We start from the raw sequence: 23,774 nt of genomic DNA on the forward strand, positions 1-23,774 counted from the left end.
GGGAGATGATTCCTCGTCAGGCGTCAGTGGTGCTACCAGAGCACGTCCTACTTTCAGTAGGAAGAGTCCGTGCGACCCGGGCCTGGCGCTCCAATAGTCGGATGAGGTCCGGCGCCTTTCAAAAGGTGCCGGACCTCATTCGCTTTTCCGGGCTGTTTCGGTGCGCGGTCAGGACGGCTGGCGGTCGGAACCGAGTTCGCGGGAGATCCGCAGTCCGGCCTGGGCGACGACGGGGCCGAGGGCGCGGACGCGGGCGGCGGTCATGCGGGAGGTCAGGCCGGAGACCGACAGGGCGGCGGTGACCTCGCCGGCGTGGTCGAAGATCGGTGCGGCGACGCAGCGGACCTCGGGTTCGTTCTCGCGGTCGTCGATGGAGTAGCCGCGGGCGCGGATCCGGGCGAGGTCGGCGCGCAGCCGGGTCTCATCGGAGATGGTCCAGGCGGTGACCGGGCGCAGGCCCGCGGCGACGACCTCGGTGACGGCCTCGTCGGGCAGCCAGGCGAGGATGGCCTTTCCGGTGGCGGTGCAGTAGGCGGGGGCCCGGCTGCCGACGCGGGAGGCCATGCGGACGTTGGTCTCGTCCTCGACCTTGTCCAGGTAGACGATTCCGGGGGCCTGCCAGACGGTCAGGTGGACGGTCTCGCCGGCCTCGCGCTGGAGCCGGCGAAGGTGTTCGGCGGCGACGCTGCGCAGGTCGAGGGTGGAGAGGTAGGCCTGGCCGAGTCGCAGTGAGCCGTGGCCGAGCCGGAACCAGCCGGTCTCGCGGTCGCGGTCGAGGAGGTGCTCGTCGAGCAGCGGGCCCGCGAGCCGCAGCACGGTGCTCTTGTTGAGGTCGAGCGCTTCGGCGAGTTGGGCGAGCGGGACGCCGCGCCCGTCGCTGTGGTCGCGGACGTGGCCGAGGACGGCGAGCGCGCGGCGCAGCGAGGACGACTGGTTGCGTTCGGTCGCGGGTTTGCGCCCGGCGGCCGCGCCCGTGGGGCGTTCGGCCGCCGCGCCGGTGGGTCTGTCGGCCGCCGTGCCCGCGGGTCGCTCGGTCTCCGCGTCGGGCCCCGTCTCCGTCATGGGTGGTCCGTCCCTGTCTCGTTCCGCTGTCGAGTGCTACTGCTGCGTGCTGCTGCCGTGTACTGCTGTCGCGTGCTGCGGCCGCGTTCTGCCGGTGTTCCCCCCGCTCGACGGCGGCGGTTGTCAGAAGGTACCCGTTCGCGTCCGCAACGCCGCTTCTTCGACACAACGTTGTGCAGTGCAAAACTTCCCGAACCCCCTCTTGTTGGCGCCGATCGCCCGCGCTTAACGTCCCTGCCATCGAGCAGGCGACGCCGCCCCACCCGAACGGTCCGCTCTGCCGCACCCCCGTACCGGCCTGCCCGGGACGCCCCCAACGCGTCCGGGCCGTCCTCCACCCACACCCACCATCGGCCCCGGTCAGGGCCTGCTTCGACGTACCCGTCCCCAGCGGCGCACGTCTCGGCGGCAACTGTCGGGAGGGGAGGTTCTCCACCCATGCGACTCATCAGACGGACTGCCGCGGCTGCCGTGCTCGCCGCCAGCTGCCTCGCCGCGACCGCCTGCGCGCCGGGCACCGCCGCGCCGGCCGGCGACAAGGCCGCCGACGACCGGACCGGCACCCTCCAGGTCTGGCTGTACAACGAGGCGGGCAACGCGGCCAAGGAGGCCGTGGTCGGCAAGGCGGTGAGCGAGTTCCAGGCCTCCCACCAGGGCGTCACCGTCAAGGTCAGCTACATCGACACCGACGCCTCCGCCCGCGCGGCCAAGATGAAGGGCGCCTTCAACGACCCGAGCAGCGCCCCGGACCTGGTCGAGTTCGGCAACACCGACCTCCCCGGCTACGTCGCGGCCGGCGGCCTCGCCGAGATCGGCGCCGACCTCGACAAGTGGCAGGACAAGGGCGACCTCGACCCGGCGATCGTCAAGACCGCCGTGGTGGACGGCAAGACGTACGGCCTGCCCTGGTGGGTCGCCGTGCGCGCGCTCTACTACCGCAGCGACCTGTTCACCGAGGCCGGGCTGACCCCGCCGACCTCGTACGCCGAACTGGTCACCGCCACCCAGAAGATCCACGCGGCGAACCCCGACACCTTCGGCATCGCCGTCGGCGGCAAGTACACCTTCGGGGCGCTGCCGTTCGTCTGGGACGCGGGCGGCGACATCGCCGCCAAGGACGGTTCCGCGTACAAGGCGGCCATCAACTCGCCCGCCTCGCAGGCCGGGATCAAGCGCTACACCGATCTCTTCGGCGCCGACGGCTGCCCCGCCCAGCAGTGCGCCGACCTCACCGGCGGCAAGACCGTCGACCTGTTCGCGGCCGGCAAGTCGGCGATGGCGATCCTGCCCAACTCCAGCCGCAGCAAGGTCGACGGGGGCCCGGTGAAGGGCAAGTACGGCGTGGTGCCGCTGCCCGGGGAGAAGGCCGGCTCGATCGCCCCGGCGTTCGCGGGCGGCAACAACCTCGGCGTGATGAGGGCGGCCAAGCACCGCACGCTCGCCCTCGAATTCGCCGAACTGCTGGCGGGCCCGGCGTACCAGGAGCAGATGTACGACGCGATGGGCAACCTGCCGACGCTCAAGTCCGTCAGCGGCAAGGTCGCCGCCAAGGACGCCTTCCTGAAGCCGTTCACCGACACCATCGCGGCCGGCACCAGGTTCGTCCCGCTCGACCAGGCGTGGGCGCAGATCGACGCCCAGGCGGTGATCCCGACCATGCTGCAGCAGGTGGTCACCGGCAAGGCGGACGTGGCGAAGGCCTCGGGCGACGCCGCGAACCAGATCACCTCGGCCTTCGCCGCGCACTGACGGCGGCCGCGCACCCACCTTCAACCCCTGGTCCCGTACCACCTCCTGGTCCCGCACCGACCTCCTGGTCCGCGGAAGAGAGCAGGTCCCGCACGTGTCCGCATCCACCACGACCGCCCCGACGGCGCCGCCTTCCCCGCGCGGGCGCCGTGGGGGCACGGCGCCGGCCGCACCCTCGGGCGGCCGGCGCCGCCGGCCCCCGCTGCTGCTGCTCCTGCCGGCCGCGGTCATCCTGATCCCGCTGGTCGCCTACCCGATCTACCAGCTGGGCCTGCTGTCCGTGCTGGACTTCGGGCAGGCCCAGGCCTCCGGGGGCGCCCCGACCTCCTTCGTCGGCTTCGGCAACTACTCGAAGATCCTGAGCGACGGCCAGTTCTGGTCGGTGCTGCTGCAGACGGTCGGCTTCGCCGCGTTCTGCGTGGTCGCCACCCTGGCCGTCGGCGCGACCCTCGCCGTCCTGCTGACCAAGGTCGGGCGGTGGCCCCGGCTGGTGCTGACCACCGCCGCGATGGCGGCCTGGGCGGCGCCGGCGATGACCGGTTCGACGGTGTGGAGCTTCCTGTTCGACACCAACCTCGGCCTGGTCAACCACACGCTGGTGAAGCTCGGGCTCACCGGCTTCCACGAGTTCAACTGGTTCTACGACAAGTGGACGGCGTTCCTGATCGTCGGCGCCGTCGTGGTGTGGCACTCCTTCCCCTTCGTGATGGTCACCCTCTACGCGGGGATCCGGGCGATCCCGGAGGAGATCATGGAGGCCGCCGCCCTGGACGGCGCCAACACCTGGACGACCTTCCGCCGGATCACCGCGCCGATGCTGCGGCCGATCCTGACCATCGTGGTGATCCAGTCGGTGATCTGGGACTTCAAGGTCTTCACCCAGATCTACGTGATGACCGAGGGCGGCGGCATCGCCGGCCAGAACCTGGTGCTCAACGTGTACGCGTACCAGAAGGCGTTCGCCTCCTCGCAGTACGGGCTCGGCGCGGCGATCGGCGTGATCATGCTGCTGATCCTGGTGATCCCGACGGTCCTCTACATCCGCACCCTGCGACGGACGGGGAACGAACTGTGAGCGTCCTGAACCCCGTCCGGGACTCCCGGACCGGCACCGGCGGAACCGGCACCCCCCGGAGCCGCACCACCCGCAACACCCGAGGCCGTTGGCGGTTCGCCGCCAACACCGGCGCGATCGTGCTGGCCGTGGTCACCGCCTTCCCGATCTTCTGGATGGTGCTGTCCGCGTTCAAGCCCAAGGGCGAGGTGCGGTCGCTGGACCCGAAGCCGTGGACGGCCCACCCCACGCTGGAGAGCTTCCGCCAGGTGCTCAGCGTGGACGGCTTCGGCCGGTACTTCGTGAACAGCCTGGTGATCGCGGTGTCGGTGGTGGTGCTCTCGGCCGTCGTGGTGTTCCTGGCGGCGGTGGCCGTGACCAGGTTCCGGTTCAGGTTCCGCACCACCATCATGGTGATGTTCCTGATCGCCCAGATGATCCCGGTCGAGGCGCTCACCATCCCGCTGTTCTTCATGTTCCGCGACGCCGGCCGGTTCGCGCCGGGCATCGGGCTGAACACCCTCGCCTCGCTGATCCTGGTGCAGCTGGCGTTCTCGCTGCCGTTCGGCATCTGGATGATGCGCGGCTTCGTCGCGGCCGTCCCGGTGTCGATCGAGGAGGCCGCGCAGATCGACGGCGCCAGCCGCACCCGCATCCTGTGGCGGATCCTGCTGCCGCTGGTGGCACCGGGCCTCGCCGCGACCAGCGTGTTCTCCTTCATCGCCGCGTGGAACGACTTCGTCTTCGCGAAGACCTTCATCATCAGCGCCACCCAGAACCAGACCCTGCCGTCCGCGCTGCTGGTCTTCTTCAAGCCGGACGAGAACGACTGGGGCGGCATCATGGCGGCGTCGACGCTGATGACGGTGCCGGTGCTGATCTTCTTCATCGCGGTCCAGCGCAAGCTGGTGTCCGGGCTGGCGGGCGCGGTGAAGGACTGACGCCGACCGGGGCGGTGAGGACTGCCGACCGGCGCGGTGAAGGACTGATGCCGACCGGGGCGGTCGGGCGGGCTCCCCCCGTCCGGCCGCCCCGGCGGTCGTGCCACGCCGTGCGGCCGGTACCGGACGCCGGGCCGCAGGCCCACCGGCCGGGCCGTCCCGGGGACGGCGGTTAGGCTTCCGCCATGTCTGGCCGGCACCGGTGGACGGGGCTCCGCTCCCCGGTGCGGCGGCCGGCGATCAGCCACCGCGACGGCGGTTCCGCCGCACAGATGGGGAAGACGATGAGCAAGCCCACGAGGACGGCCGCGCAGCCGCCGGCGGTACCCGGTGCCGACAGCCACGACCTGATCCGCGTGCACGGCGCGCGCGAGAACAACCTCAAGGACGTCAGCGTCGAGCTCCCGAAGCGGCGGCTGACGGTGTTCACCGGCGTCTCCGGCTCCGGCAAGAGCTCCCTGGTGTTCGACACGATCGCCGCCGAGTCGCAGCGGCTGATCAACGAGACCTACAGCGCCTTCGTCCAGGGCTTCATGCCGACCCAGGCACGGCCCGAGGTCGACGTGCTGGAGGGGCTGACCACCGCGATCATCGTCGACCAGCAGCGGATGGGCGCGGACCCCCGCTCCACGGTCGGCACCGCCACCGACGCCAACGCGATGCTGCGGATCCTCTTCAGCCGGCTCGGGCAGCCCCACATCGGCTCGCCCAAGGCGTTCTCCTTCAACGTCCCCTCGATCAGCGGGGCGGGCGCCGTCACCGTCGAACGCGGCGGGAAGACCGTCAAGGAGCGGCGCAGCTTCAGCATCACCGGCGGCATGTGCCCGCCTTGCGAGGGCCGCGGCAGCGTCTCCGACATCGACCTCACCCAGCTCTTCGACGACACCAAGTCGATCTCCGAGGGCGCGATCACCATCCCCGGCTGGAAGACCGACAGCTGGTGGACGGTGGGGATCTACGCGAACTCGGGCTTCCTCGACCCGGACAAGCCGATCCGCAGGTACACCAAGAAGGAGATGCAGGACTTCCTCCACCGCGAGCCGACCAAGGTCAAGGTCAACGGGGTCAACCTCACCTACGAGGGGCTGATCCCGAAGATCCAGAAGTCGATGCTCAGCAAGGACCGGGACGCGCTGCAGCCGCACATCCGGGCGTTCGTCGACCGGGCGGTCACCTTCACCGCGTGCCCCGACTGCGGGGGCACCCGGCTCAGCGAGGCGGCCCGGTCGTCGCTGATCGGCGGGACCAGCATCGCCGACGCCTGCGCGATGCAGATCAGCGACCTGGCCGCCTGGGTCCGCGACCTCGACGAGCCGGCCGTGGCGCCGCTGCTCGGGACCCTGCGGCACACCCTCGACTCGTTCGTGGAGATCGGGCTGGGCTACCTCTCGCTCGACCGGCCCTCCGGCACGCTGTCCGGCGGCGAGGCGCAGCGGGTCAAGATGATCCGGCACCTCGGCTCGGCGCTCACCGACGTCACGTACGTCTTCGACGAGCCCACCACCGGCCTGCACCCGCACGACATCCAGCGGATGAACGAACTCCTGCTGCGGCTGCGGGACAAGGGCAACACGGTGCTGGTCGTGGAGCACAAGCCGGAGACCATCGCGATCGCCGACCACGTCGTCGACCTCGGCCCCGGCGCCGGGACGGCGGGCGGCTCGGTCTGCTTCGAGGGCACCGTCGAGGGGCTGCGGTCCAGCGGCACCGTCACCGGCCGCCACTTCGACGACCGGGCCGCCGTCCGAAAGGCGGTGCGCGAGCCGAACGGCACCCTGGAGATCCGCGGCGCGACGGCGAACAACCTGCGCGACGTCGACGTCGACATCCCGCTCGGGGTGCTGACCGTGATCACCGGCGTGGCCGGCTCCGGGAAGAGCTCGCTGGTGCACGGCTCGATCCCCAAGGGCGCGGGCGTGGTGTCCGTCGACCAGGGCGCCATCCGAGGCTCCCGGCGCAGCAACCCGGCGACGTACACCGGGCTGCTGGAGCCGATCCGCAAGGCCTTCGCGAAGGCCAACGGCGTCAAGCCGGCCCTGTTCAGCGCCAACTCCGAGGGCGCCTGCCCCAACTGCAACGGCGCCGGGGTGGTCTTCACCGATCTGGCGATGATGGCCGGCGTGGCCAGCACCTGCGAGGAGTGCGAGGGCAAGCGCTACCAGGCCTCGGTGCTGGAGTACCACCTCGGCGGCCGCGACATCAGCGAGGTGCTCGCGATGCCGGTGACCGAGGCGGAGGAGTTCTTCGGCACCGGCGAGGCCCGCATCCCGGCCGCGCACCGCATCCTCGCCAACCTCGCCGACGTCGGGCTCGGCTACCTCAGCCTCGGCCAGCCGCTCACCACGCTGTCCGGCGGCGAGCGGCAGCGGCTCAAGCTGGCCACCCACATGGCCGAGAAGGGCGGCGTCTACGTCCTCGACGAGCCGACCACCGGCCTGCACCTCGCCGACGTCGAGCAGTTGCTCGGGCTGCTCGACCGGCTGGTGGACTCCGGCAAGTCGGTCATCGTCATCGAGCACCACCAGGCCGTGATGGCGCACGCCGACTGGATCATCGACCTCGGTCCGGGCGCCGGCCACGACGGCGGCCGGATCGTCTTCGAGGGCACGCCCGCCGACCTGATCGCCGCCCGCTCCACCCTCACCGGCGAGCACCTCGCGGCCTACGTCGGGGGCTGACGGCCCCGGCGGTCGAACTGTTCGGCGGTCGAACGCTTCGGCGGCAGGGTGGTGCCACGCCCCGGGCACTACCCTGCTGCCATGGCGATCCACGGCTTCGGGGCCACCGAGTTCCAGCTCGTGCTGCTGCGCCGGATGGCCGACTTCAACCCGGAACTGGTCGAGCAGGCCGTGCGGCGGCTCGGCGCGACCCGGGCCACCATGCGGGAGGCGAACAAGCGCTGGCAGGCGATGGTCCGCTCGCCCCGGTTCCCGCGCGGCGCCGACCGCTGCGCCGCCGTCCTCGGCCCGCCGCAGGCGGTGGTGCCGCGCCGGATCGGGGACCTCGCCTGCACCGCGCGGCAGTGGGCGCTGCCGCTCTGGCCGGAGCTGCGTTTCGAGAGCCTGCTCGGTCCGGCGCAGGCCGGGCGGCCGCTGCTGAACGAGTGGCTGGTGCGCGGCCCGGACGCCCCGGCGCCCGGGCTGCGCACCCTCGCCGACCTCGCGCCGTGGAGCTGCGTGGTCGCCGACCTGGGCGCCGCGTTCCCGCCCGCCCGGCCGCGCGAGGGCAGCGCGCCGACCCGCTTCCAGCTGGACTTCACCGCCCCGGACGCCGACGGGAGGGCGCGCCCGTGCACCGCCGACTTCACCTGGGGGCTGCTCCAGGAGGTCCGGCCGGACGGTCCTTAGGGCTGGGCCTGGGCCTGGGCCGGGTGGACGGTCCGCCCGCCGACGACCGTGCGCTCGGGCCGCAGCTCGCACAGCACGTCGACCGGGCAGCTCAGCGGGTCGACCGGCCACACCGTCAGATCGGCGAGCGCCCCCGGCCGCAGGCTGCCGCGTTCGGCGCTCTCGCCCATCAGCCGGGCCGCGTGGACGGTGTGCAGCGCGACCGCCTCGGCCCGGTCGACGGCGTGCTCGGGCCCCACCACCCCGGCGGTGGTCCGGCGGGTCGTCATGCCCCACACCGACACCATCGCGCCGTACGGGCCGACCGGGAAGTCCGAGCCGGCGGCCAGCAGCGCGCCCTCGTCGAGCCATTCGCGCAGCGGGAAGATCCCGGCGGTCCGCTCCTCGCCCCAGGCCCGCTGCTGGGCGAGCGCCCCGTCGTGCAGCAGCGGGTGCTGCACGGTGACGGGGATGCCGAGCGCGATCGCCCGGGCCCGCTGGTCGGCCCGGGCCAGCCCGCCGTGCTCGACCACCAGCGTGCCGGGCGGCAGGTCGGGGCGCCGGCCGAGCACCTCCTCGAAGACGTCCAGCAGGGTGCGCAGGCCGCGGTCGCCCCAGGCGTGCACGCCGACCCGCCAGCCGCGCCCGACCACCCGGTCGACGGCCGCGACCAGCTCCTTCGGCTCCCAGAGCAGCCGGCCGTGGTAGCAGGGCCGGTCCTGGTACGGCTCCTCCAGCGCGCCGGCCTCGAAGCCGCCGTCGATGCCGAACTTCACCCCCCACAGCCGCAGCAGGTCGTCGTCCTCGCCGGCGGCGCGCCAGGCGTCCATCCGGTCCAGCAGCTCGTCGACCTGCTCGGGGGTGCGGGCGGCGAAGCCGGAGACCAGCGCCCGGACCCGGACGGCGAGCGCGCCGACGGCCCGGGTGGCGAGCAGCACGTCGAGGTCCTCGACCGGGACGAGGCAGTCGCGGACGGTGCCGATGCCGGTGGCGGCGTAGTCGGCGGAGGCGGCGCGCAGGCCGGCCACCCGTTCGGCGAGCGCGGGGCGCGGCAGCACCCGCTCGACCAGTTCGACCGCCTTGTTGACCAGCCGCCCGGTGAGCCGCCCCCGGTCGTCGCGTTCGAGCAGGCCGCCGGGCGGGTCGGGGGTGTCGTCGGTGATGCCGGCGAGGCGCAGCGCGGCCGAGTTGAGCACCATGTTGTAGGCGCCGCGGCGGACCAGGACGGGGTGGTCGACGGTGGCCTCGTCCAGTTCCGCGGTGGTGGGCAGCCGCTGCTCGGCGAGCAGCACCTCCTGCCAGTTGACGGTGGTGTGGATCCACTGGCCGGGCGGGGTGCGGGCGGCGCGTTCGCGGATCAGGCCGAGGAAGGCGGCGAGGTCGCGGGCCCGGTGGACGGGGACGCCGTGGACGCTGTGGCCGGCCAGGATCAGGTGGGTGTGGGTGTCGTCGAAGGCGGGCAGCACCGTCGCGGCGGGGGCGTCCAGGACCTCGGTGGCCGGTCCGATCAGGTCGTCCAGGCCGTGCGGGTCGGGGGACAGGGCGGTGATCCGTGCCCCGGTGACGGCGATCGCCCGCTGCGGCGGCCGGCCGGGGACGAGGGTGTGGACGGCGGCGGCGCGGACGAGGAGGTCGGCGGGGGCGGGGTCGGTCATCGCGGCTCCTGGTGGGGTGGGGCGTCGGCCGGCAGGCCGGTGACCTTCTCGACGTGCCGCAGGCTGGGCTCGGCGAGCAGCGCGTGCAGCTCGGTGAAGACGGCCCGCGCGGCGACGGCGTTCCAGTCGGCGGGCAGCAGCGGCTCGGGCAGGCCCGGGTCCAGGTAGGGCAGCCGGCGCCACTGGGTGAGCATCGGGACGTAGTCGCGGAACGCCTCGACCGGGTCGACCCGCGGCCGGCCGCGCAGTTCGGCGGCGACCGGGCGCCAGGCGTCGTCGAAGGCCGCGTACTGCGCCTCGATCGCCGGGAAGTCCCACCAGCCGGCCACCGCGGTGCGCAGTTCGGCGAAGCCCGCGTACTCGGCGGACAGGAACAGGTGCACGTAGGCGCTCAGCCCGAGGCGCTCCAGCAGCCGCCGGGCGTCCGGCAGCAGCCGGGCGGGCGCCAGCCAGACGCCGGGGGCGGCGTTGCCGAAGCCGAGCCAGCTCAGTCGGGAGCGCAGCTGGTGGCGGTGGGCGCGCTCCGACTCGGGCACCGAGAAGACCGCGACCACCCAGCCGTCGGCGAGTTCGGCGGGCTCCAGGCTGTGGAAGATCCGGCGGTCGCCCTCCTCGAACACCGGGTCCATCGCCGGGGCGAGCCGGTAGCCGGTGCCGTCGCGGCGCTCCTGGAACAGGGTGCCGGCCTTCTTCAGCCGGGAGATGGCCGAGCGCACGGCCGGGCCGTCGACGTCGAGTTCGGCCATCAGCGCGATCAGGTCGGCGATCGAGATCCAGCCGCCGAGGCGGCGCACGAACTCGCCGTACACGGTGTGGATGAGGGAGCTGGGCCGGGTCGTGCTCTCCGACATGGTGCGCCTCCTCCCCGGCAGCTCGTGGTGATCATAGCGGTGGGGGCCCGGCGTCAGGCGTCCGCGTAGGCGCCGGAGAGCAGGTGCCCGGCGCCGGGGGCGACGGCCGGCAGGCCGAGGGCGCGCAGCAGTTGGTGGGTGGTGCAGATCGCCGCCGAGACGACCGGCTTGCCGAGCTGCTGTTCGGCTTCCTCGACGGCGGACAGCGAGGGCAGCTGCACGCAGGCCGAGAGCACCACGGCGTCGGCCTCGGCGTGGGCGAGGCGCCGGGCGATGGCGGGGAGCCGTGCCGGGTCGTGGGCGGCCACGTCGAGGTTGTCGGGGATCTCCAGGGCCGCGTAGTCGAGCACCTCGATGCCCTCGTGGGCCAGGTAGTCGACCACGGTCCTGGCCAGCGGCCGCAGGTACGGGGTGACGAGGGCGACCTTCTCGGCGCCGAGCGTGTGCAGGCCGGTCACCAGGGCGCCCGCGCTGGTGACCACGGGGGCGGGGGCGCCGTTCTCGGCGGTGCGCCGGTGCAGGCGCTGTTCGGCCTCGCGGTGGTAGCCGGGGCCGGTGGCCATCACGGCGACCAGGCAGGCGTAGCCGAGCACGTCGACCCGGGCGTCGGAGAGTTCGGCCGCGCAGCGGTCGGACTCGGCGTCCATGGCGCGCAGTTGCTCGGGGGTGACCCTGGTCATCCGCATCCGGCTGGAGTGGAAGGTGAACCGCTCGGGCGCGACCGCCTCGCGGGCCCGCAGCAGGGCGGGGACCTCGGTCTCCATGGTGACGTTGGAGCTGGGGACGATCTGGCCGATCCGGTAGGTGGTCATGGGGTGCTGGGGCTCCTCTCGGGAGCTGGCCGGGGTTGGGTGCTCCGCTCAGCGGGCGTCGACCACCGGGTTGGCGAGGGTGCCGATCCGCTCGATGGTGGCCTCGACCAGGTCGCCGGGCTGGAGGAACTGCGGCGGCACCAGGCCGGCGCCGACGCCGGACGGGGAGCCGGTGGCGATCACGTCGCCCGGTTCGAGGGTGACGCCGGAGGAGATGTCGGCGATCAGGCGGGCGATGCCGAACAGCATGTGGCGGGTGTTGGAGTCCTGCCGCAGCTCGCCGTTGACCCTGAGCGAGAGGTCGAGGTCCTGCGGGTCGGGGATCTCGTCGGCGGTGACCACGACCGGGCCGAACGGCGCGTAGCTGTCCTGCCCCTTGGAGAAGAACCACTGCCCGGAGCGGCGCTGGTCGCGGGCGCTGACGTCGTTGACGATGCTGTAGCCGAAGACGTGCCGCCAGGCGTCCCGCTCGGCCACCCGGAAGGCCGGTTCGCCGATCACCACGGCGAGTTCGCACTCCCAGTCGAGCTGCTTGGTGAGGTCGGCGTTGTGCCGGATGGGCTGGCCCGGGCCGGTGACGGCGGTCGAGGGTTTGCTGAACAGCACGGGCCGGTCGGGCAGTTCGCGCTCGGTGTCCAGGGTGCGGTGCGATTCGGCGACGTGCTCCACGTAGTTGAGGCCGACGCCGACGATCTTGCCGGGCCGCAGGGGCGCGCGCAGCGACACCTCGGCGAGCGGGCGGACGGCGGGGTGGCCGGGGCCGGCGTGGGCCAGCAGCGCGCGGGCGGTGGTCAGCGCGGCCTCGCCGGCCCGGACCAGGCCGAGCAGGTCGTCGGGCAGCCGGGTGCCGGCGGCGGTGGCGAGGGCGGTCAGGTCGGCGACCCGGTCGCCGAGCCGGGCGCCGAGGCGCGGGGTCTCGTCGCCGTCCGCGCAGTAGGTCAACAGGTGCATGGTCGGGGCTCCTTGGGGGTGCCGGGCGGTGGTGGGCCGGGGCTTTTCCTGCGGGTCAGGCCGGGCCCTGGTGCCCGTCGTGTGCCGGGTGGGCCTCCTCGCGGTAGAGGCCGAGCGAGTGCATCACCGGGAAGTCGTTGAAGGAGAACAGGCAGGCGTCCTCGCCGGGGTCGAGGTTCGCGTGCTCGTGCCAGGCCCAGGACGGGACGACGAAGACGTCGCCCTGCTGCCACGCGAAGCGCCGTCCGGCGATCACCGAGACACCCCGCCCCTTGGCCGCCGTGTAGACCACCGAGCCGGTGTGGCGGTGGGCGCGGGTGGCCTGGCCGGGGCGCAGCAGTTGCAGGTGGGCGGCCATGGTCGGCATCACCGGGCCGCCGGTGACCGGGTTGGTGTACTCCATGATGACGCCGTCGTACGGCGATCCCCCGGTGGCGCGGGCGAGTTGGCACAGCGCGTGGTAGCTGGGCTCCCAGGGCCAGCCGAGCAGGGGGGAGTAGGGCCTGCTCCAGGTCTCGACGCCGTACGGGAGGAGGTTGCCGCCGTAGCTCAGCAGGGAGGAGTTCACCACCGGGCCGGGCCGCTGGTACAGCTCCGGGTGGACCTCGTAGAAGTTCGCGTCGAGCATGTTGACCAGCGGGATGTCCAGGCCGTCCTGCCAGATCACCGGGGCGTCGTCGGACTCGTTCCCGTGCTCGTGCCAGGAGTTGTTGGGCGTGATGGCGAAGTCGCGCGGGCCGACCCTGAGCTTCTGGCCGTCCACGACCGTCCAGGCGCCGGTGCCCTCGTGGACGAAGCGCAGGGCGGCGGCCTGGTGGCGGTGCGCGGTCATCGCCTCGCCGGGGCCCATGATCTGGAGGCCGGTGTACAGCAGACCGACGGCGGCGCTCAGTTCGCGGCGCCCGGGGTTGACCAGCATCACCACCCGGCGGCCGGCGTCGTCGGCCTTGACCAGCGGCAGTGCCTTGCGGACCAGCGGGCGCAGGTCGGCGTAGCGCCAGAGCACCGGCACCGACCTGGGCTGCGGGTACCAGGGCTCGATCTCGTTCGCCACCGTCCACAGGGCGCCGGCCTCGTGCTCGGCCAGTTCCTCGTAGTAGGCGGTGAGTTCGGGGCTGTCGGTGACCCTGGCGCGGCCGATCCGGTCGTCGTCGTGGTCGGCCGCGCGCCCCTGGTCGGCGCTGCCGTGGGGGTCGGTGGTGCCGTGGCGGTCGGTCGTGCCGTCGTGGCTGGTCATGCCTGCTCCTCCGGGAACACCAGCGGCCGCAGCGGGCGGTTGTCCACGTGCAGCCGGAAGACGTCGAAGCGGTTGTAGTGGCCGACGATGTCGTGCATCTGCTTGGGCTGGATGCACCGGCCGAGGTCGATCTCGGCGTAGACGATGCCCTCCTCGTCCACCAGCGGCTCGCCCACCGGGCGTCCGTCGGGGCCGAAGACGCCGGACAACGCGCTGCGCGGGCGGGCGAGTTGCTTGCGCACCTGGTGGTCGTCGCCGGCGATCAGGTCCACCATCTCGGGCGAGATGGTGGAGCAGGAGACCACGGTGAACAGCTTGCCCTCGAAGCAGTGCGCGGCGGCGCGCAGCGCGATCGCCTCCGCCATGTCGTAGTCCTCGGGGGCCACCGGCAGGGCGATGTAGCTGGCGGCGTGGACGAGTTCGCCCTGGGCCAGCAGGGTGAAGCGGGCCAGGGTGTTGGTGTTCTCGCCGCAGGCGAGCGCGCCGAGCGGGCCGACGGCCGTGCGGTGCACCCGCAGGGAGCTGCCGTCGCCGGGCGTCCAGGTCAGCTTCTCGGCCCAGGTCGGCACCAACTTGCGGTGCACGTCGAGGAGTTCTCCGTCCGCTCCGATGATCAGCAGGGTGTTGTAGAGCACCCCGAGGCTGTGCCGGCCGCGTTCGTTGACGCCGATCACCAGCACCACGCCGGCCTGCCGGGCGGCGGCGCGCAGCGTGTCGACGTACGGGCCGGGGACGTCGACGGCGGCGCGGTAGAGGCGCTCGTACCAGGGCGAGCCCTGCACCGGGTTCATCGTCCAGTTCCAGTACGGGTAGCCGGGGACGAAGACCTCGGGGAAGACCACCAGGGCGGCGCCGTGGCCGGCCGCCTCGTGGATCAGGGCGACGGCCTTGTCGACGGTGGCGGCCGGGTCCAGGTAGACGGGGGCGGCCTGGACGGCCGCGGCGGTGAAGCGGGGCAGGTCCGGCATGGTTCCTCCTCGGCTGCTCAGTGCGGTTCGGGGGCGGGCGGGGGCCAGCGGCGGTGCACCGGCGCGGCGGGCTCGGTCAGCAGGTGCAGGCGCGGTGCGACCCGGTCGGCGTTCGGGCCCGGTGGTCTGCGGCTGCCCGCCGACCAGGGGCCGGGCCAGTGCGCGCCCGGCCCGGTGTAGCCCTGCTCGGCGGCGGCGTGCAGCGTCCAGAGCGGGTCGTACAGCTGGGCCCGCCCGATCGCGACCAGGTCGGCCCGCCCGGCCAGCAGGACGGAGTTGGCGTCGTCGTGCCCGGAGATCGCGCCGACCGCGATGGTCGGCAGGCCGGTGGCAGCACGGATCAGCTCGGCGAACGGGGTCTGGTAGCCGCGTCCGTACGGCGGCCGCTGGTGGGCGACCACCTCGCCGGTGGACACGTCCACCGCGTCCGCCCCGCCGTCGGCCAGCGCGCGGCCGATCGTGACGGCCTCCGGTGCGGTGGTGCCGCCGGGCGCCCAGTCGCAGGCCGAGATCCGCACCAGCAGCGGCCGCCCGGCCGGCCAGGCCGCGCGGACGGCCGCCAGCACCTCCAGCGGCAGCCGCAGCCGGTGCGCGAGCCGGCCGCCGTAGCGGTCGGTGCGGTGGTTGGTGAGCGGTGAGAGGAAGCCGGAGAGCAGGTGGCCGTGGCCGAACTGCAGCTCCAGCGCGTCGAAGCCGGCCCGTGCCGCGCGTTCCGCCGCCTCGGCGAAGTCCGCGACCACAGTGGCGAGTTGGGCGGCGGTGGCCGCGTGCGGGGCGGGGCTGTCCGGGCCCCAGGGGAGCGGGGAGGCGGCGAGCAGCGGCCAGCCGTCGGCGAGCGGGCGCCCGATCCCGTCCGGGCCGGGCGCGGCGGTGGCGCCCCGGCGGCCGGCGTGGGTCAGCTGGAGGCCGACCGCGGTGTCGCTCACCGCGCGGACGGCGTCGACGAGTTCGCGCCAGGCCGCCTCCTGGCGGTCGTTCCACAGCCCCGGGCAGCGGTCGGTGGCCCGGCCCCCGGGGCTGACGGCGGCCATCCCGGCGAGGACCAGCCCGGCGCCGCCGAGCGCGTGCCCGGTCAGCTGGGCCCGGTCGAAGCCGCTGGGCAGGGTGTCGGCGGAGGTGAAGGTGGCGAGCGGGGGCACCACGACGCGGTTGCGCAGCTCCAGGGTGCCGAGCTTGAGCGGGCGGAACATCGGCGGCACGCCGGGCGGGCCGCCGGCGGCGGCGTCCACCGCGTCGACGAAGCCGGGGTCGCGCGCCCGCAGGTTGCCGTAGGTGACCCGGCGGCTGCGGGTGAGCAGGTTGAACGCGAACCGGTCGGCGCCCTGCCCGGTGCGCCGCTCCACCGTCTCGAACCACTCCAGGCTCGCCTGCGCGGCCCGCTGGGTGGACTCCACCACCGGGCGCCGCTCCGCCTCGTAGGCGGCCAACGCCTGCTCCAGCGACGGTTGTTCGTGCAGGCTCGCGGCGAGCGCGAGGGCGTCCTCCAGTGCGAGCTTGGTGCCCGAGCCGATCGAGAAGTGCGCGGAGTGCGCCGCGTCGCCGAGCAGCACCACGTTGCGGTGGCGCCAGCGGGCGTTGCGCACGGTGGTGAAGCGGATCCAGCGGGAGGCGTTCGGGATCAGCCGGTGGCCGTCCAGGTGGCCGGCGAGCAGGTCCGCGCAGCGGCGCACGCTGGCCTCGTCGCTCTCGCCGCGGGACGGCTCCCGGGCGGCGAGGGCGGCGAGGGCGTCGAACCCGGCGCGGCGCCAGGCGTCTTCGGCGATCTCCACGATGAAGGTGGAACGGGTCGCGCTGTACGGGTAGGCGTGCACCTGGAGGGTGCCGAAGTCGAACCGCTCGACGATGAAGGTGAAGGCCTCGAAGACCTTGTCGGTGGCGAGCCAGATGTAGCGGCAGTGCCGCTCGTCCAGGTCGGGCCGGAAGGTGTCGGCGTAGGCCGCGCGGGTGCCCGAGTGGATGCCGTCGGCGGCGACCACCAGGTCGTACTCGGCGGCGAGCCGATCGGCCGCCGGGGCGGGGGTGCGGTAGCGCACGTCCACCGCGAGCTGCTCGCAGCGCCGTTGCAGGATCGCGCGCAGCCGGTTGCGGTCGAGTGCCGCGAAGCCGTGCCCGCCGCAGGTGCGGACCTCGCCCGCGTAGCGCACGTCGATGTCGCTCCAGCGGGCGAACTCGGCGCCGATCGCGGCGAAGACCTCCGGGTCGGCCTGGGCGATGCCGTCCAGCGTCTCGTCGGAGAACACCACGCCGAAGCCGAACTCGTCCTCCCGGCCGTCGCGTTCGAAGACGGTGATCTCCCGGTGCGGTGCCAGCCGTTTGGCGAGCGCGGCGAAGTAGAGCCCGCCCGGACCGGCGCCGATCACCGCGATGCGGCGGGCGGTGGTGGTGCGGGCCGGGGTGGCGCGGGCCGGGGTGGTGCGGGCGGCGGTGGTGGCGCGGGCCGGGGTGGTCACCGCACCACCTCCGGCTGCTGCGGTCCGGCCTCGGCCAGCGCGCGGCGCACCGGCGCGGGCCACGGCTCGGCGCCCTTGGCGCTCGGCGCGGCGTGCACCACCGACATCCGCCCGGACGCGGCCAGGCCCTGCGGGCCGTGCACCTCGAAGGCGTAGTGCAGCGAGGAGCCGCCGACCCGGACCACCCGCAGCTCGGTGCGGACCAGGTCGCCGAACCAGAGCCGCTCGCGGTAGTCGGCCTCGAAGTGCACCCGGGGGATCCGCCCGAACAGCTCGGCCAGGCCCAGCCGGCGCAGCAGCGCCGCCTCCGCGGCCTCGGCCCAGCGCTGGACGGCCGAGAAGTGGTAGTGCCCGGCCGCGTCGGTGTCGGACCACTCGACCCGGCGCTCGATCGCCACGCTGGCCGGGGCGGTCGCGGCCCGCCGGCGCAGCTCGGCGCGGTGCAGCTTGCCGGTGGCGGTGCGCGGCAGCCGGGCGACGAACTCGACCGCGCGCGGGTACTTGTACGGGGCGACGGTCCGTTTGACGTGCTCCTGGAGGCTCCGGACCTGCTCCGGCCCGGCGGGCGCGCCCTCGCGCAGCACCACGTAGGCCTTCACCACCGTGCCGCGCCGTTCATCCGGCGCCCCGACCACCGCGCAGTCGGCGACGTCGGGGTGGGCGGAGAGGGCCTGCTCGACCTCGGGGCCGGCGATGTTGTAGCCGGCCGAGACGATCATGTCGTCGTTGCGCGCCTGGTACCAGAAGTAGCCGTCCCGGTCGCGGACGTAGGTGTCGCCGGTGAGGTTCCAGCCGTCGCGGACGTAGTCGCGCTGGCGCTCGTCGTCCAGGTAGCGGCAGCCGGTCGGGCCCTTGACGGCGAGCAGCCCGGGCACGCCGTCCGGCACCGGCCGGCCCTGCTCGTCCAGGACGGCGGCCCGGTAGCCGGGGACGGGGCGGCCGGTCGAGCCGGGGCGGATGTCGCCGTCGGCGGCGGAGATGAACACGTGCAGCAGCTCGGTGGCGCCGATGCCGTCGATCAGCCGCTGCCCGGTGGCCGCGTGGAAGGCCTCCCAGAGGGCGGCGGGCAGGTGCTCGCCGGCCGAGACGCAGCGCCGTACGCCGGACAGGCGGTCGGCGAGCCCGGCGGCCAGGATCGCCCGGTAGGCGGTCGGCGCGGTGAACAGCACGCCGACCCGGTGCCGGTGGACCTGCTCGGCGAGCTGCTCGGGGGTGGCCTGCTCCAGCAGGAGGCTGGCGGCGCCGGCGCGCAGCGGGAAGACCACCAGGCCGCCGAGTCCGAAGGTGAAGGCGAGCGGCGGGGTGCCGGCGAACAGGTCGTCGGGGGTGGGGCGCAGGAGGTGGCGGGAGAAGGTGTCGGCGTTGGCGAGCACGTCGCGGTGGAAGTGCAGGGTGGCCTTGGGCCGTCCGGTGGTTCCGGAGGTGAAGGCGATCAGCGCGACGTCGTCGGCGGCGGTGGGTACGGCGGTGAAGCCGCCGCTCTTGGCGGCGCAGCGGGCGGTCAGGTCCTGGGGGCCGGGCCCGCCGAAGGCGAGCACCCGCAGGCCGGGCGTCTCGGCCCGGGCGAGGTCGTCCAGGTAGCGGTGGTCGCACAGGGCGATGGCGGGCCGGGCGATCCGGTGCAGTCCGGTCAGTTCGGCGGCCCGCAGCAGCGGCATGGTGCTGACGGCGACGCCGCCGGCCTTCAGGACGCCGAGCCAGCAGGCGACCAGCCAGGGGGTGTTGGGGCCGCGGAGCAGCACCCGGTTGCCGGTGGCCAGGCCGAGGTCCTCGGTCAGCAGCCGGGCCACCCGGTCGGCGTGGTCGCGCAGTTCGCCGTAGGTCCACTGGCCGGTCGGGGTGAGCAGGCAGCGGCGGTCGGGGCCGTACCGGGCGATCGTTGCGTCAAGCAGCGCCTGGGCGCAGTTCAGCCGGTCCGGGTAGGACAACTCCGGTATGTCGAAGAGGAGTTCGGGCCACTGGTCGAAGGGTGGGAGATGGTCGCGGCAGAACGTGTCCACGTGCGCGGAGGGGGATAGCTCCATGGGCGGGCACCTCATCGTGCGAGCGGGGAGTGAGGCCAGTATGGCGTGTTGGTGACGCCAGTCAAGAGAGCGATACACGCATTCGGGGGAGCGGACCCCTCACGGCCCCACCCGCGGCCTCCCCGTGGCCCCACCGGTGTCCCCGCGCAACGGCAGCCGCACCCGGCGACCGGCTCGGTCGGGGTGCGGCGGGTTCGGGCGGGGCGGCCGGGTCAGGCGGTGGCCCCCTGGGCGGCGGCGTCGGGCTCGCGGCCGTCCTGGGCCTGCTGGGCGCGTTCGGCCAGCAGGCGGGCGAACAGGACCAGCACCGGAGTGGCGGCGTCGGAGCCCGGGCCCGAATCGCGGACGTACAGCAGCGTGGTGCCGACCCGCACCAGGGCCTCCGCCCCTTCCGCGCCGTGCGTCCGGGCGGCCCGCTGGTCGCCGATCGGGGGGAGGGGGACGGCGGCGGCCGCGTCGGCGCCGCCGACGTGGGCGAGCATCGTGTCGAAGGCCCGGCCGGCGGCGTCGGCGGAGGCGAAGGTGACCACGGTGAACTGTGCGCTGTGCGTGGTCACGGCGCGGAACGTCACGGTGGCATACGCGAGTTGCTGGTCGCAGGCGTCCGGGAGCAGGCAGGGCACGTCCTCGCCCGGGCCCGCTCCCGACAGCGGGCCGCTCTCCACCTGCCAGCCGCCCGGCATGGCCCGCGGGTCCGGCAGCACGCCCTGCACCTGGGCCGGGTCGCGCAGTGTCCGCCCGGCGTGGGCCAGGTCGGGGCCGCCCGGCCGCAGCAGCGGGCGCGAGCCCAGGTTGATCCCGACGGCGACCAGGGCGGCGACCACGATCAGCGCCAGCGTGACGAGGACGGGGGCGGCGCCGATCCGGGCGGCCCGGGCCCGGGCCCCGGCGACGGCCGGATCGACCCGGAGGTGGACGGTCGGCGGGTCGGCGGGCCGGCCGAGCTCGGTGGTGGCCAGGTACCGGGCGAACGCCGGGTCCGTGGTGAGCAGTTCGCCGACGGCGGCGGTCAGCCCGGCCCGCGCCCGGGCGTCCCCCGGGTTCGCCTCGACCGCGTCCACGGCCCGGGCGCCCTCCGGCGTCGCCCGCAGCCGCACCCGCACCAGATCCGCGACCGCCCGCCCCGGGCCGCCCGCCACCCCCTCGGCCGCCCGCACCAGCACGCCCACCACCACGGGCACCAACTCCTGGCCGTCCCCCACGGCAGCTCCCCCCGCCCCACGAGTCGTTGCCCCCACGATCCCGGACCGGGCGGCGCCGCGCGCCCCACCGGACGGAACGGAGACGGAACTGCAACCGGGCCCGGACGCGGGCGGGGCGGGCGTGACCCGCGGGGCCACTGGTGCCCGAACGGGCCGGTCCAGGGGGGCGAACCGGCGGGCGCACCCGTTCGGCCCGGGCCGTGCTCAGCTCGGGTCGCCCGACGCAGGCCGTTCGACGCAGGCCGTTCGACGCAGGCCGTTCGGCGCAGGCCGCTCAGCGCAGGTCGAAGACCAGCCGGGCGGAGACCTTGCCGCCCAGCACCTCGTCGAAGCAGGCGTTCACCTCCTCCAGACGGCGGGGCTCAAGGATGACGCGGGTGCGGCCGAGCGCGTGCAGGCGGAAGACCTCGGCGAGGTCCTGGCGGGTGCCGACGATCGAGCCGATCACCCTGGTGCCGTTCAACACGGTCTCGAACACCGGCAGTTCGAGCTTCCCGCCGGCCGGGAGCGCCACCAGCACGAGCGTGCCGCCGCGCCGCAGGGCCCCGTAAGCGGCCTGGAAGGAGGCGTTGCTGACGGCGAGGGCGATGGCCGCGTGGGCGCCGCCGAGCCGCTGGACCTCCGCGGCGACGTCCTGGGTGCGGGCGTCGAGGACGTGGTCGGCGCCGAGTTCGCGGGCCAGGGCGAGCTTGTCGTCGGTGACGTCGACCGCGATGGTCTCGGCGCCGAAGATCCGCGCGTACTGGAGCGCGAGGTGGCCGAGCCCGCCGATGCCGGAGACCAGGACCCGGGTGCCCGGGCGGGCGCCGGAGACCTTGAGCGCCTTGTAGGTGGTGACGCCCGCGCAGGACAGCGGCGCGGCGTCGAGCGGGTCGAGGCCGTCGGGGACGGGCACCACGTAGTCGCCGTGCGCCAGCGCGTACTCGGCGTAGGCGCCGTCCACCGAGTAGCCGCTGTTGTGCTGCTGGAGGCAGAGCGTCTCCCAGCCGGAGACGCACTGGTCGCAGCGCCCGCAGGCGTCGGCCAGCCAGGGGATGGCGACCCGTTCGCCGACCCGGACGTCGCGCACCTCCCCGCCGATCGCCTCGACGATCCCCACGCCCTCGTGGCCGGGCACGAACGGCGGGCTCGGCTTGACCGGCCAGTCGCCGTGGGCGGCGTGGATGTCGGTGTGGCAGAGGCCGGACGCCTCGATCCTGACCCGGACCTGGTGCGGCGCGGGCTCGGGGACGGGGCGGTCCTCGATGACCAGCGGCGCGGTGAAGTCGTGGACGACGGCGGCCTTCATGCGCTCTCCCTCGGTCGGTGGTGATGCTGCTGGCGGCTGGGCGCAGCCGCCAGCAGCATCACCCGACGGGGTGAGTGCCGCAGCCCGGACTACTCCGGACGAGTGAACGAGCGGACGAGCGGAGGTCAGCCGGCCGCCACCGGCATCGACATGTAGACGGCGCGCTTGCCGTAGCAGGACGGCACCGTCACCTCGCGGTGGGCGCGGTAGCCGAGCAGCCGCAGCAGGATGTCGGTGCCGCGGACCGCGACCATGGAGATCCGCTCGAAGCCCTGCTCGGACGCCTGCTCCCGGAAGTACCGGATGAACCCCAGCGCGACCTCCCGGCCGCGCAGGTCCTCGGCGATCACCAGGTCGTGCACGTGCAGGTTGTCCGACGCGAACACCGCCTCCTCCGGCCGGTCGAGGTCCGGGCAGCGCAGCGGCGGGTACGGCAGGCTCAGCAGGTAGCCGCGGACGGTGCCGTCCTGCTCCAGCACGAAGCAGGTCTGCGGCGAGGCGAGGGCGCGGGACTGCAGCGCCTCCCGGCCCTCCGACAGGCCGTCGGCCGCGTAGGCGTCGTGCTCCAGGGCGACCACGGCGTCCCAGTCGTCCTCGGCCAGGAGCCGGATCCGGAGGTCGTCGCTCACCCGGCCGCGACCTCCGAGGCGGTGCCGAGCCCCTCCGCGCGGGAGGCGGCCACCAGCGACGCCCACGCTCCGATCAGCACCGCCCAGCGCTCGGCGTCCTCCTGCGCCTCGTCCAGGAGCTGCTGGCGCTGCTCGGCCACCGCGTCCGCGAGCTCGGCGTACTTGCCGCCCAGCTTGCGGTAGGAGCGGTCCAGGACGTCCAGGCAGTACTCGTTCCCGGCCCGGTCCCAGTCGACGCTGCCCCGTACCAGGCCGAGGATCGGCTCGACCTTCAGCCCGTGCCGCTCGTCCAGCAGCCCGCGGCCGAGGTCGATCATCCCGCCGTACACCGGGTACAGGTACAGCATCGACAGCAGGAACTTCACGAACCGCATCTGGTACGAGATGAAGCCGGCGCCGATGCGGCGTTCGGGCGTGTAGTAGTTGACGATGTGTCGGTTGTGGACGACGCCGGGCAGCCGGGAGTGGACCATGGCGTGCAGCAGGGCGTAGTCGCTGCCGATGGTCTTCACCGAGGGCAGCAGCGGCAGCACCTCGTAGGCCCGGTGGTCCAGCGCGATGTTGCACATGTAGACGTCCCAGATGTCGGGCACGCCGAGGACGGACTCGTCGGTGGTGAACGGCTCGGAGCCGGCGCCCTTGAACGAGACGTCCACCATCGCGTCCCGGTCCTCCTCCGGCCACACCGGCGGGGTCCACAGGCGCACCACGTCGCGGTAGATGTCCGGGTCCAGCTCGTGGATCTCGCTGATGTCCACGTTGAGTTCGCCGATGAAGGAGCCGCTGACCAGCATCACCGGCTTGTCGGCGTCGGCCGGGTCGAGCTCGGAGCGGGTCACGTCGGCCGCCGCCTCGCCGGCCGGTCGGCCGATCGAGAGCAGCTCGTGGTGGATCGGGAAGATCTTCCGACCTTCGACGACCTGGAAGTCGGCGTCGTCGTTGCGCAGGTGCGCCGAGGTGCAGCCCAGGGCGGCCGCGCCCAGGAAGAGCCGGTTGACGCAGGAGCCGTACGCGACGGTCGGCGGGAGCATCATGTCGAGCAGCAGTTCCGGGTCGGCGGCGCCGGAGCGCTCGGTCACCCGGCGCAGGAACTCCCGCTGCCGCGCGTTGCCGAGGTGGTGGACGACCACGCCGGGGGTGGGCTCCAGGGCGGCCACGGCGCCCGCGTTCTCCGCGAACTGGGCGGCGTCGGTGGTGTCGAGGATGAGGAGGTGCACCTCGACGTCGAAGTTCGCGACGGCGTAGGCCGCTTCCTCGGCGAGTTCCACGATGGTGTCGGGGCAGGATCGCATGGTGGGCAGGGCGAGGCAGACTCGTTGCATAACGGGGGATTCTCCGTCGGTTCGTCAGAATCGTGGCGGTGATGACGGTATGAGTGCTTTTCGCGCACCACCGTGGACTAGACCAGTTCCGAAGTCAACGATTGACAGAGCGGCTGCGGCGGGGTGGAATGCGCCCCGCCCGACGGCTTTCCGGAGCCTCGCGGGCGTCCTTCCGGGCAGGGTGGAGCACGGGTCCGGCGGCACGCGGCGCGGGCCTCCGGGTCCGTACGCGAGGACGAATTCCCGTCACAGA

At 73.7% G+C, this 23,774-nt stretch carries 18 protein-coding genes and 1 pseudogene; 5 read left to right on the forward strand and 14 right to left on the reverse strand.

What is annotated here, in order from left to right; translation table 11 throughout:
- Nucleotides 1-168: 168 nt before the first annotated feature.
- The gene (locus tag ACFVTF_RS12485; protein ID WP_387812719.1) at nucleotides 169-1,062 is read right to left on the reverse strand and encodes an IclR family transcriptional regulator; all 894 of its coding nucleotides are present in this window, start codon (nucleotides 1,060-1,062) and stop codon (nucleotides 169-171) included.
- A 438-nt stretch (nucleotides 1,063-1,500) separates the two neighbouring features.
- On the opposite strand from ACFVTF_RS12485, the gene ACFVTF_RS12490 reads away from it, so the two are divergent.
- The 5 genes from ACFVTF_RS12490 to ACFVTF_RS12510 all read left to right on the forward strand — a co-directional run bounded on the left by ACFVTF_RS12490 (nucleotide 1,501) and on the right by ACFVTF_RS12510 (nucleotide 8,153).
- Entirely contained in the window at nucleotides 1,501-2,811 is a 1,311-nt protein-coding gene (locus ACFVTF_RS12490) for an extracellular solute-binding protein (RefSeq protein WP_387812722.1), read from the forward strand.
- Nucleotides 2,812-2,905: 94 nt separating this feature from the next.
- Nucleotides 2,906-3,886, forward strand: a complete 981-nt coding sequence (locus ACFVTF_RS12495; protein WP_063350256.1) for a carbohydrate ABC transporter permease — start codon at nucleotides 2,906-2,908, stop codon at nucleotides 3,884-3,886.
- Nucleotides 3,887-3,891: 5 nt separating this feature from the next.
- On the forward strand, nucleotides 3,892-4,806 hold the full coding sequence (locus ACFVTF_RS12500) for a carbohydrate ABC transporter permease (RefSeq protein ID WP_371522973.1): 915 nt from the start codon (nucleotides 3,892-3,894) through the stop codon (nucleotides 4,804-4,806).
- Nucleotides 4,807-5,090: 284 nt separating this feature from the next.
- Nucleotides 5,091-7,484: an ATP-binding cassette domain-containing protein gene (locus ACFVTF_RS12505; RefSeq protein WP_387812726.1), complete on the forward strand. Its 2,394-nt coding sequence runs from the start codon at nucleotides 5,091-5,093 to the stop codon at nucleotides 7,482-7,484.
- Between the two features lie 81 nt (nucleotides 7,485-7,565).
- Complete coding sequence (locus tag ACFVTF_RS12510; RefSeq protein WP_387812729.1) at nucleotides 7,566-8,153, forward strand: hypothetical protein; 588 nt, start codon at nucleotides 7,566-7,568, stop codon at nucleotides 8,151-8,153.
- Here ACFVTF_RS12510 and ACFVTF_RS12515 read toward each other — a convergent pair.
- From ACFVTF_RS12515 to ACFVTF_RS12575, 13 genes and pseudogenes are all read right to left on the reverse strand, one after another.
- Nucleotides 8,150-9,787, reverse strand: coding sequence for an amidohydrolase (locus ACFVTF_RS12515; RefSeq protein WP_387812732.1), 1,638 nt, complete (start codon nucleotides 9,785-9,787; stop codon nucleotides 8,150-8,152). The two genes, ACFVTF_RS12510 and ACFVTF_RS12515, sit on opposite strands and share 4 nt — an antisense overlap.
- A complete protein-coding gene (locus tag ACFVTF_RS12520; protein WP_387812735.1) occupies nucleotides 9,784-10,638 on the reverse strand; it encodes a PaaX family transcriptional regulator C-terminal domain-containing protein in 855 nt (284 codons plus the stop codon). Before ACFVTF_RS12520 ends, ACFVTF_RS12515 begins: the two co-directional genes overlap by 4 nt.
- 53 nt (nucleotides 10,639-10,691) lie before the next feature.
- Nucleotides 10,692-11,450 carry an Asp/Glu racemase gene (locus ACFVTF_RS12525; protein ID WP_387812738.1) on the reverse strand — a complete coding sequence of 253 codons (759 nt, stop codon included), beginning with the start codon at nucleotides 11,448-11,450 and terminating at the stop codon, nucleotides 10,692-10,694.
- A gap of 48 nt (nucleotides 11,451-11,498) precedes the next feature.
- Nucleotides 11,499-12,401: a fumarylacetoacetate hydrolase family protein gene (locus ACFVTF_RS12530; RefSeq protein ID WP_387812740.1), complete on the reverse strand. Its 903-nt coding sequence runs from the start codon at nucleotides 12,399-12,401 to the stop codon at nucleotides 11,499-11,501.
- A gap of 55 nt (nucleotides 12,402-12,456) precedes the next feature.
- Entirely contained in the window at nucleotides 12,457-13,638 is a 1,182-nt protein-coding gene (locus tag ACFVTF_RS12535) for a cupin domain-containing protein (RefSeq protein WP_387812742.1), read from the reverse strand.
- Nucleotides 13,635-14,606, reverse strand: coding sequence for a carbon-nitrogen hydrolase family protein (locus tag ACFVTF_RS12540; RefSeq protein WP_350879099.1), 972 nt, complete (start codon nucleotides 14,604-14,606; stop codon nucleotides 13,635-13,637). The genes ACFVTF_RS12535 and ACFVTF_RS12540 overlap by 4 nt, the downstream gene beginning before the upstream one ends.
- 17 nt (nucleotides 14,607-14,623) lie before the next feature.
- The gene (locus ACFVTF_RS12545) at nucleotides 14,624-17,056 is read right to left on the reverse strand and encodes an FAD-dependent monooxygenase (protein WP_387812744.1); all 2,433 of its coding nucleotides are present in this window, start codon (nucleotides 17,054-17,056) and stop codon (nucleotides 14,624-14,626) included.
- Nucleotides 17,053-17,454 carry an acyl-CoA thioesterase gene (locus ACFVTF_RS12550; protein ID WP_371522975.1) on the reverse strand — a complete coding sequence of 134 codons (402 nt, stop codon included), beginning with the start codon at nucleotides 17,452-17,454 and terminating at the stop codon, nucleotides 17,053-17,055. Before ACFVTF_RS12550 ends, ACFVTF_RS12545 begins: the two co-directional genes overlap by 4 nt.
- A pseudogene (locus tag ACFVTF_RS12555) lies at nucleotides 17,455-19,080 on the reverse strand (AMP-binding protein); the annotation flags it as partial.
- A 212-nt stretch (nucleotides 19,081-19,292) separates the two neighbouring features.
- Nucleotides 19,293-20,282: a hypothetical protein gene (locus tag ACFVTF_RS12560; protein WP_387812747.1), complete on the reverse strand. Its 990-nt coding sequence runs from the start codon at nucleotides 20,280-20,282 to the stop codon at nucleotides 19,293-19,295.
- Between the two features lie 274 nt (nucleotides 20,283-20,556).
- Nucleotides 20,557-21,570 carry an alcohol dehydrogenase AdhP gene (gene adhP / locus ACFVTF_RS12565; RefSeq protein WP_371521417.1) on the reverse strand — a complete coding sequence of 338 codons (1,014 nt, stop codon included), beginning with the start codon at nucleotides 21,568-21,570 and terminating at the stop codon, nucleotides 20,557-20,559.
- Between the two features lie 125 nt (nucleotides 21,571-21,695).
- A complete protein-coding gene (locus tag ACFVTF_RS12570) occupies nucleotides 21,696-22,199 on the reverse strand; it encodes a GNAT family N-acetyltransferase (RefSeq protein WP_387812750.1) in 504 nt (167 codons plus the stop codon).
- Nucleotides 22,196-23,521, reverse strand: coding sequence for a DUF6271 family protein (locus ACFVTF_RS12575; RefSeq protein ID WP_387812752.1), 1,326 nt, complete (start codon nucleotides 23,519-23,521; stop codon nucleotides 22,196-22,198). Before ACFVTF_RS12575 ends, ACFVTF_RS12570 begins: the two co-directional genes overlap by 4 nt.
- Between the last annotated feature and the right edge of the window lie 253 nt (nucleotides 23,522-23,774).

This window comes from Kitasatospora sp. NPDC057940, from assembly GCF_042887425.1.
Taxonomy (GTDB): Bacteria; Actinomycetota; Actinomycetes; order Streptomycetales; family Streptomycetaceae; genus Kitasatospora.

Coding starts and splice junctions, on each gene's coding strand:
- ACFVTF_RS12485 (WP_387812719.1), bottom strand. CDS start 1,062: ATGACGGAGACGGGGCCCGACGCGGAGACCGAGCGACCCGCGGGCACG.
- ACFVTF_RS12490 (WP_387812722.1), top strand. CDS start 1,501: ATGCGACTCATCAGACGGACTGCCGCGGCTGCCGTGCTCGCCGCCAGC.
- ACFVTF_RS12505 (WP_387812726.1), top strand. CDS start 5,091: ATGAGCAAGCCCACGAGGACGGCCGCGCAGCCGCCGGCGGTACCCGGT.
- ACFVTF_RS12510 (WP_387812729.1), top strand. CDS start 7,566: ATGGCGATCCACGGCTTCGGGGCCACCGAGTTCCAGCTCGTGCTGCTG.
- ACFVTF_RS12515 (WP_387812732.1), bottom strand. CDS start 9,787: ATGACCGACCCCGCCCCCGCCGACCTCCTCGTCCGCGCCGCCGCCGTC.
- ACFVTF_RS12520 (WP_387812735.1), bottom strand. CDS start 10,638: ATGTCGGAGAGCACGACCCGGCCCAGCTCCCTCATCCACACCGTGTAC.
- ACFVTF_RS12525 (WP_387812738.1), bottom strand. CDS start 11,450: ATGACCACCTACCGGATCGGCCAGATCGTCCCCAGCTCCAACGTCACC.
- ACFVTF_RS12530 (WP_387812740.1), bottom strand. CDS start 12,401: ATGCACCTGTTGACCTACTGCGCGGACGGCGACGAGACCCCGCGCCTC.
- ACFVTF_RS12535 (WP_387812742.1), bottom strand. CDS start 13,638: ATGACCAGCCACGACGGCACGACCGACCGCCACGGCACCACCGACCCC.
- ACFVTF_RS12540 (WP_350879099.1), bottom strand. CDS start 14,606: ATGCCGGACCTGCCCCGCTTCACCGCCGCGGCCGTCCAGGCCGCCCCC.
- adhP (WP_371521417.1), bottom strand. CDS start 21,570: ATGAAGGCCGCCGTCGTCCACGACTTCACCGCGCCGCTGGTCATCGAG.
- ACFVTF_RS12575 (WP_387812752.1), bottom strand. CDS start 23,521: ATGCAACGAGTCTGCCTCGCCCTGCCCACCATGCGATCCTGCCCCGAC.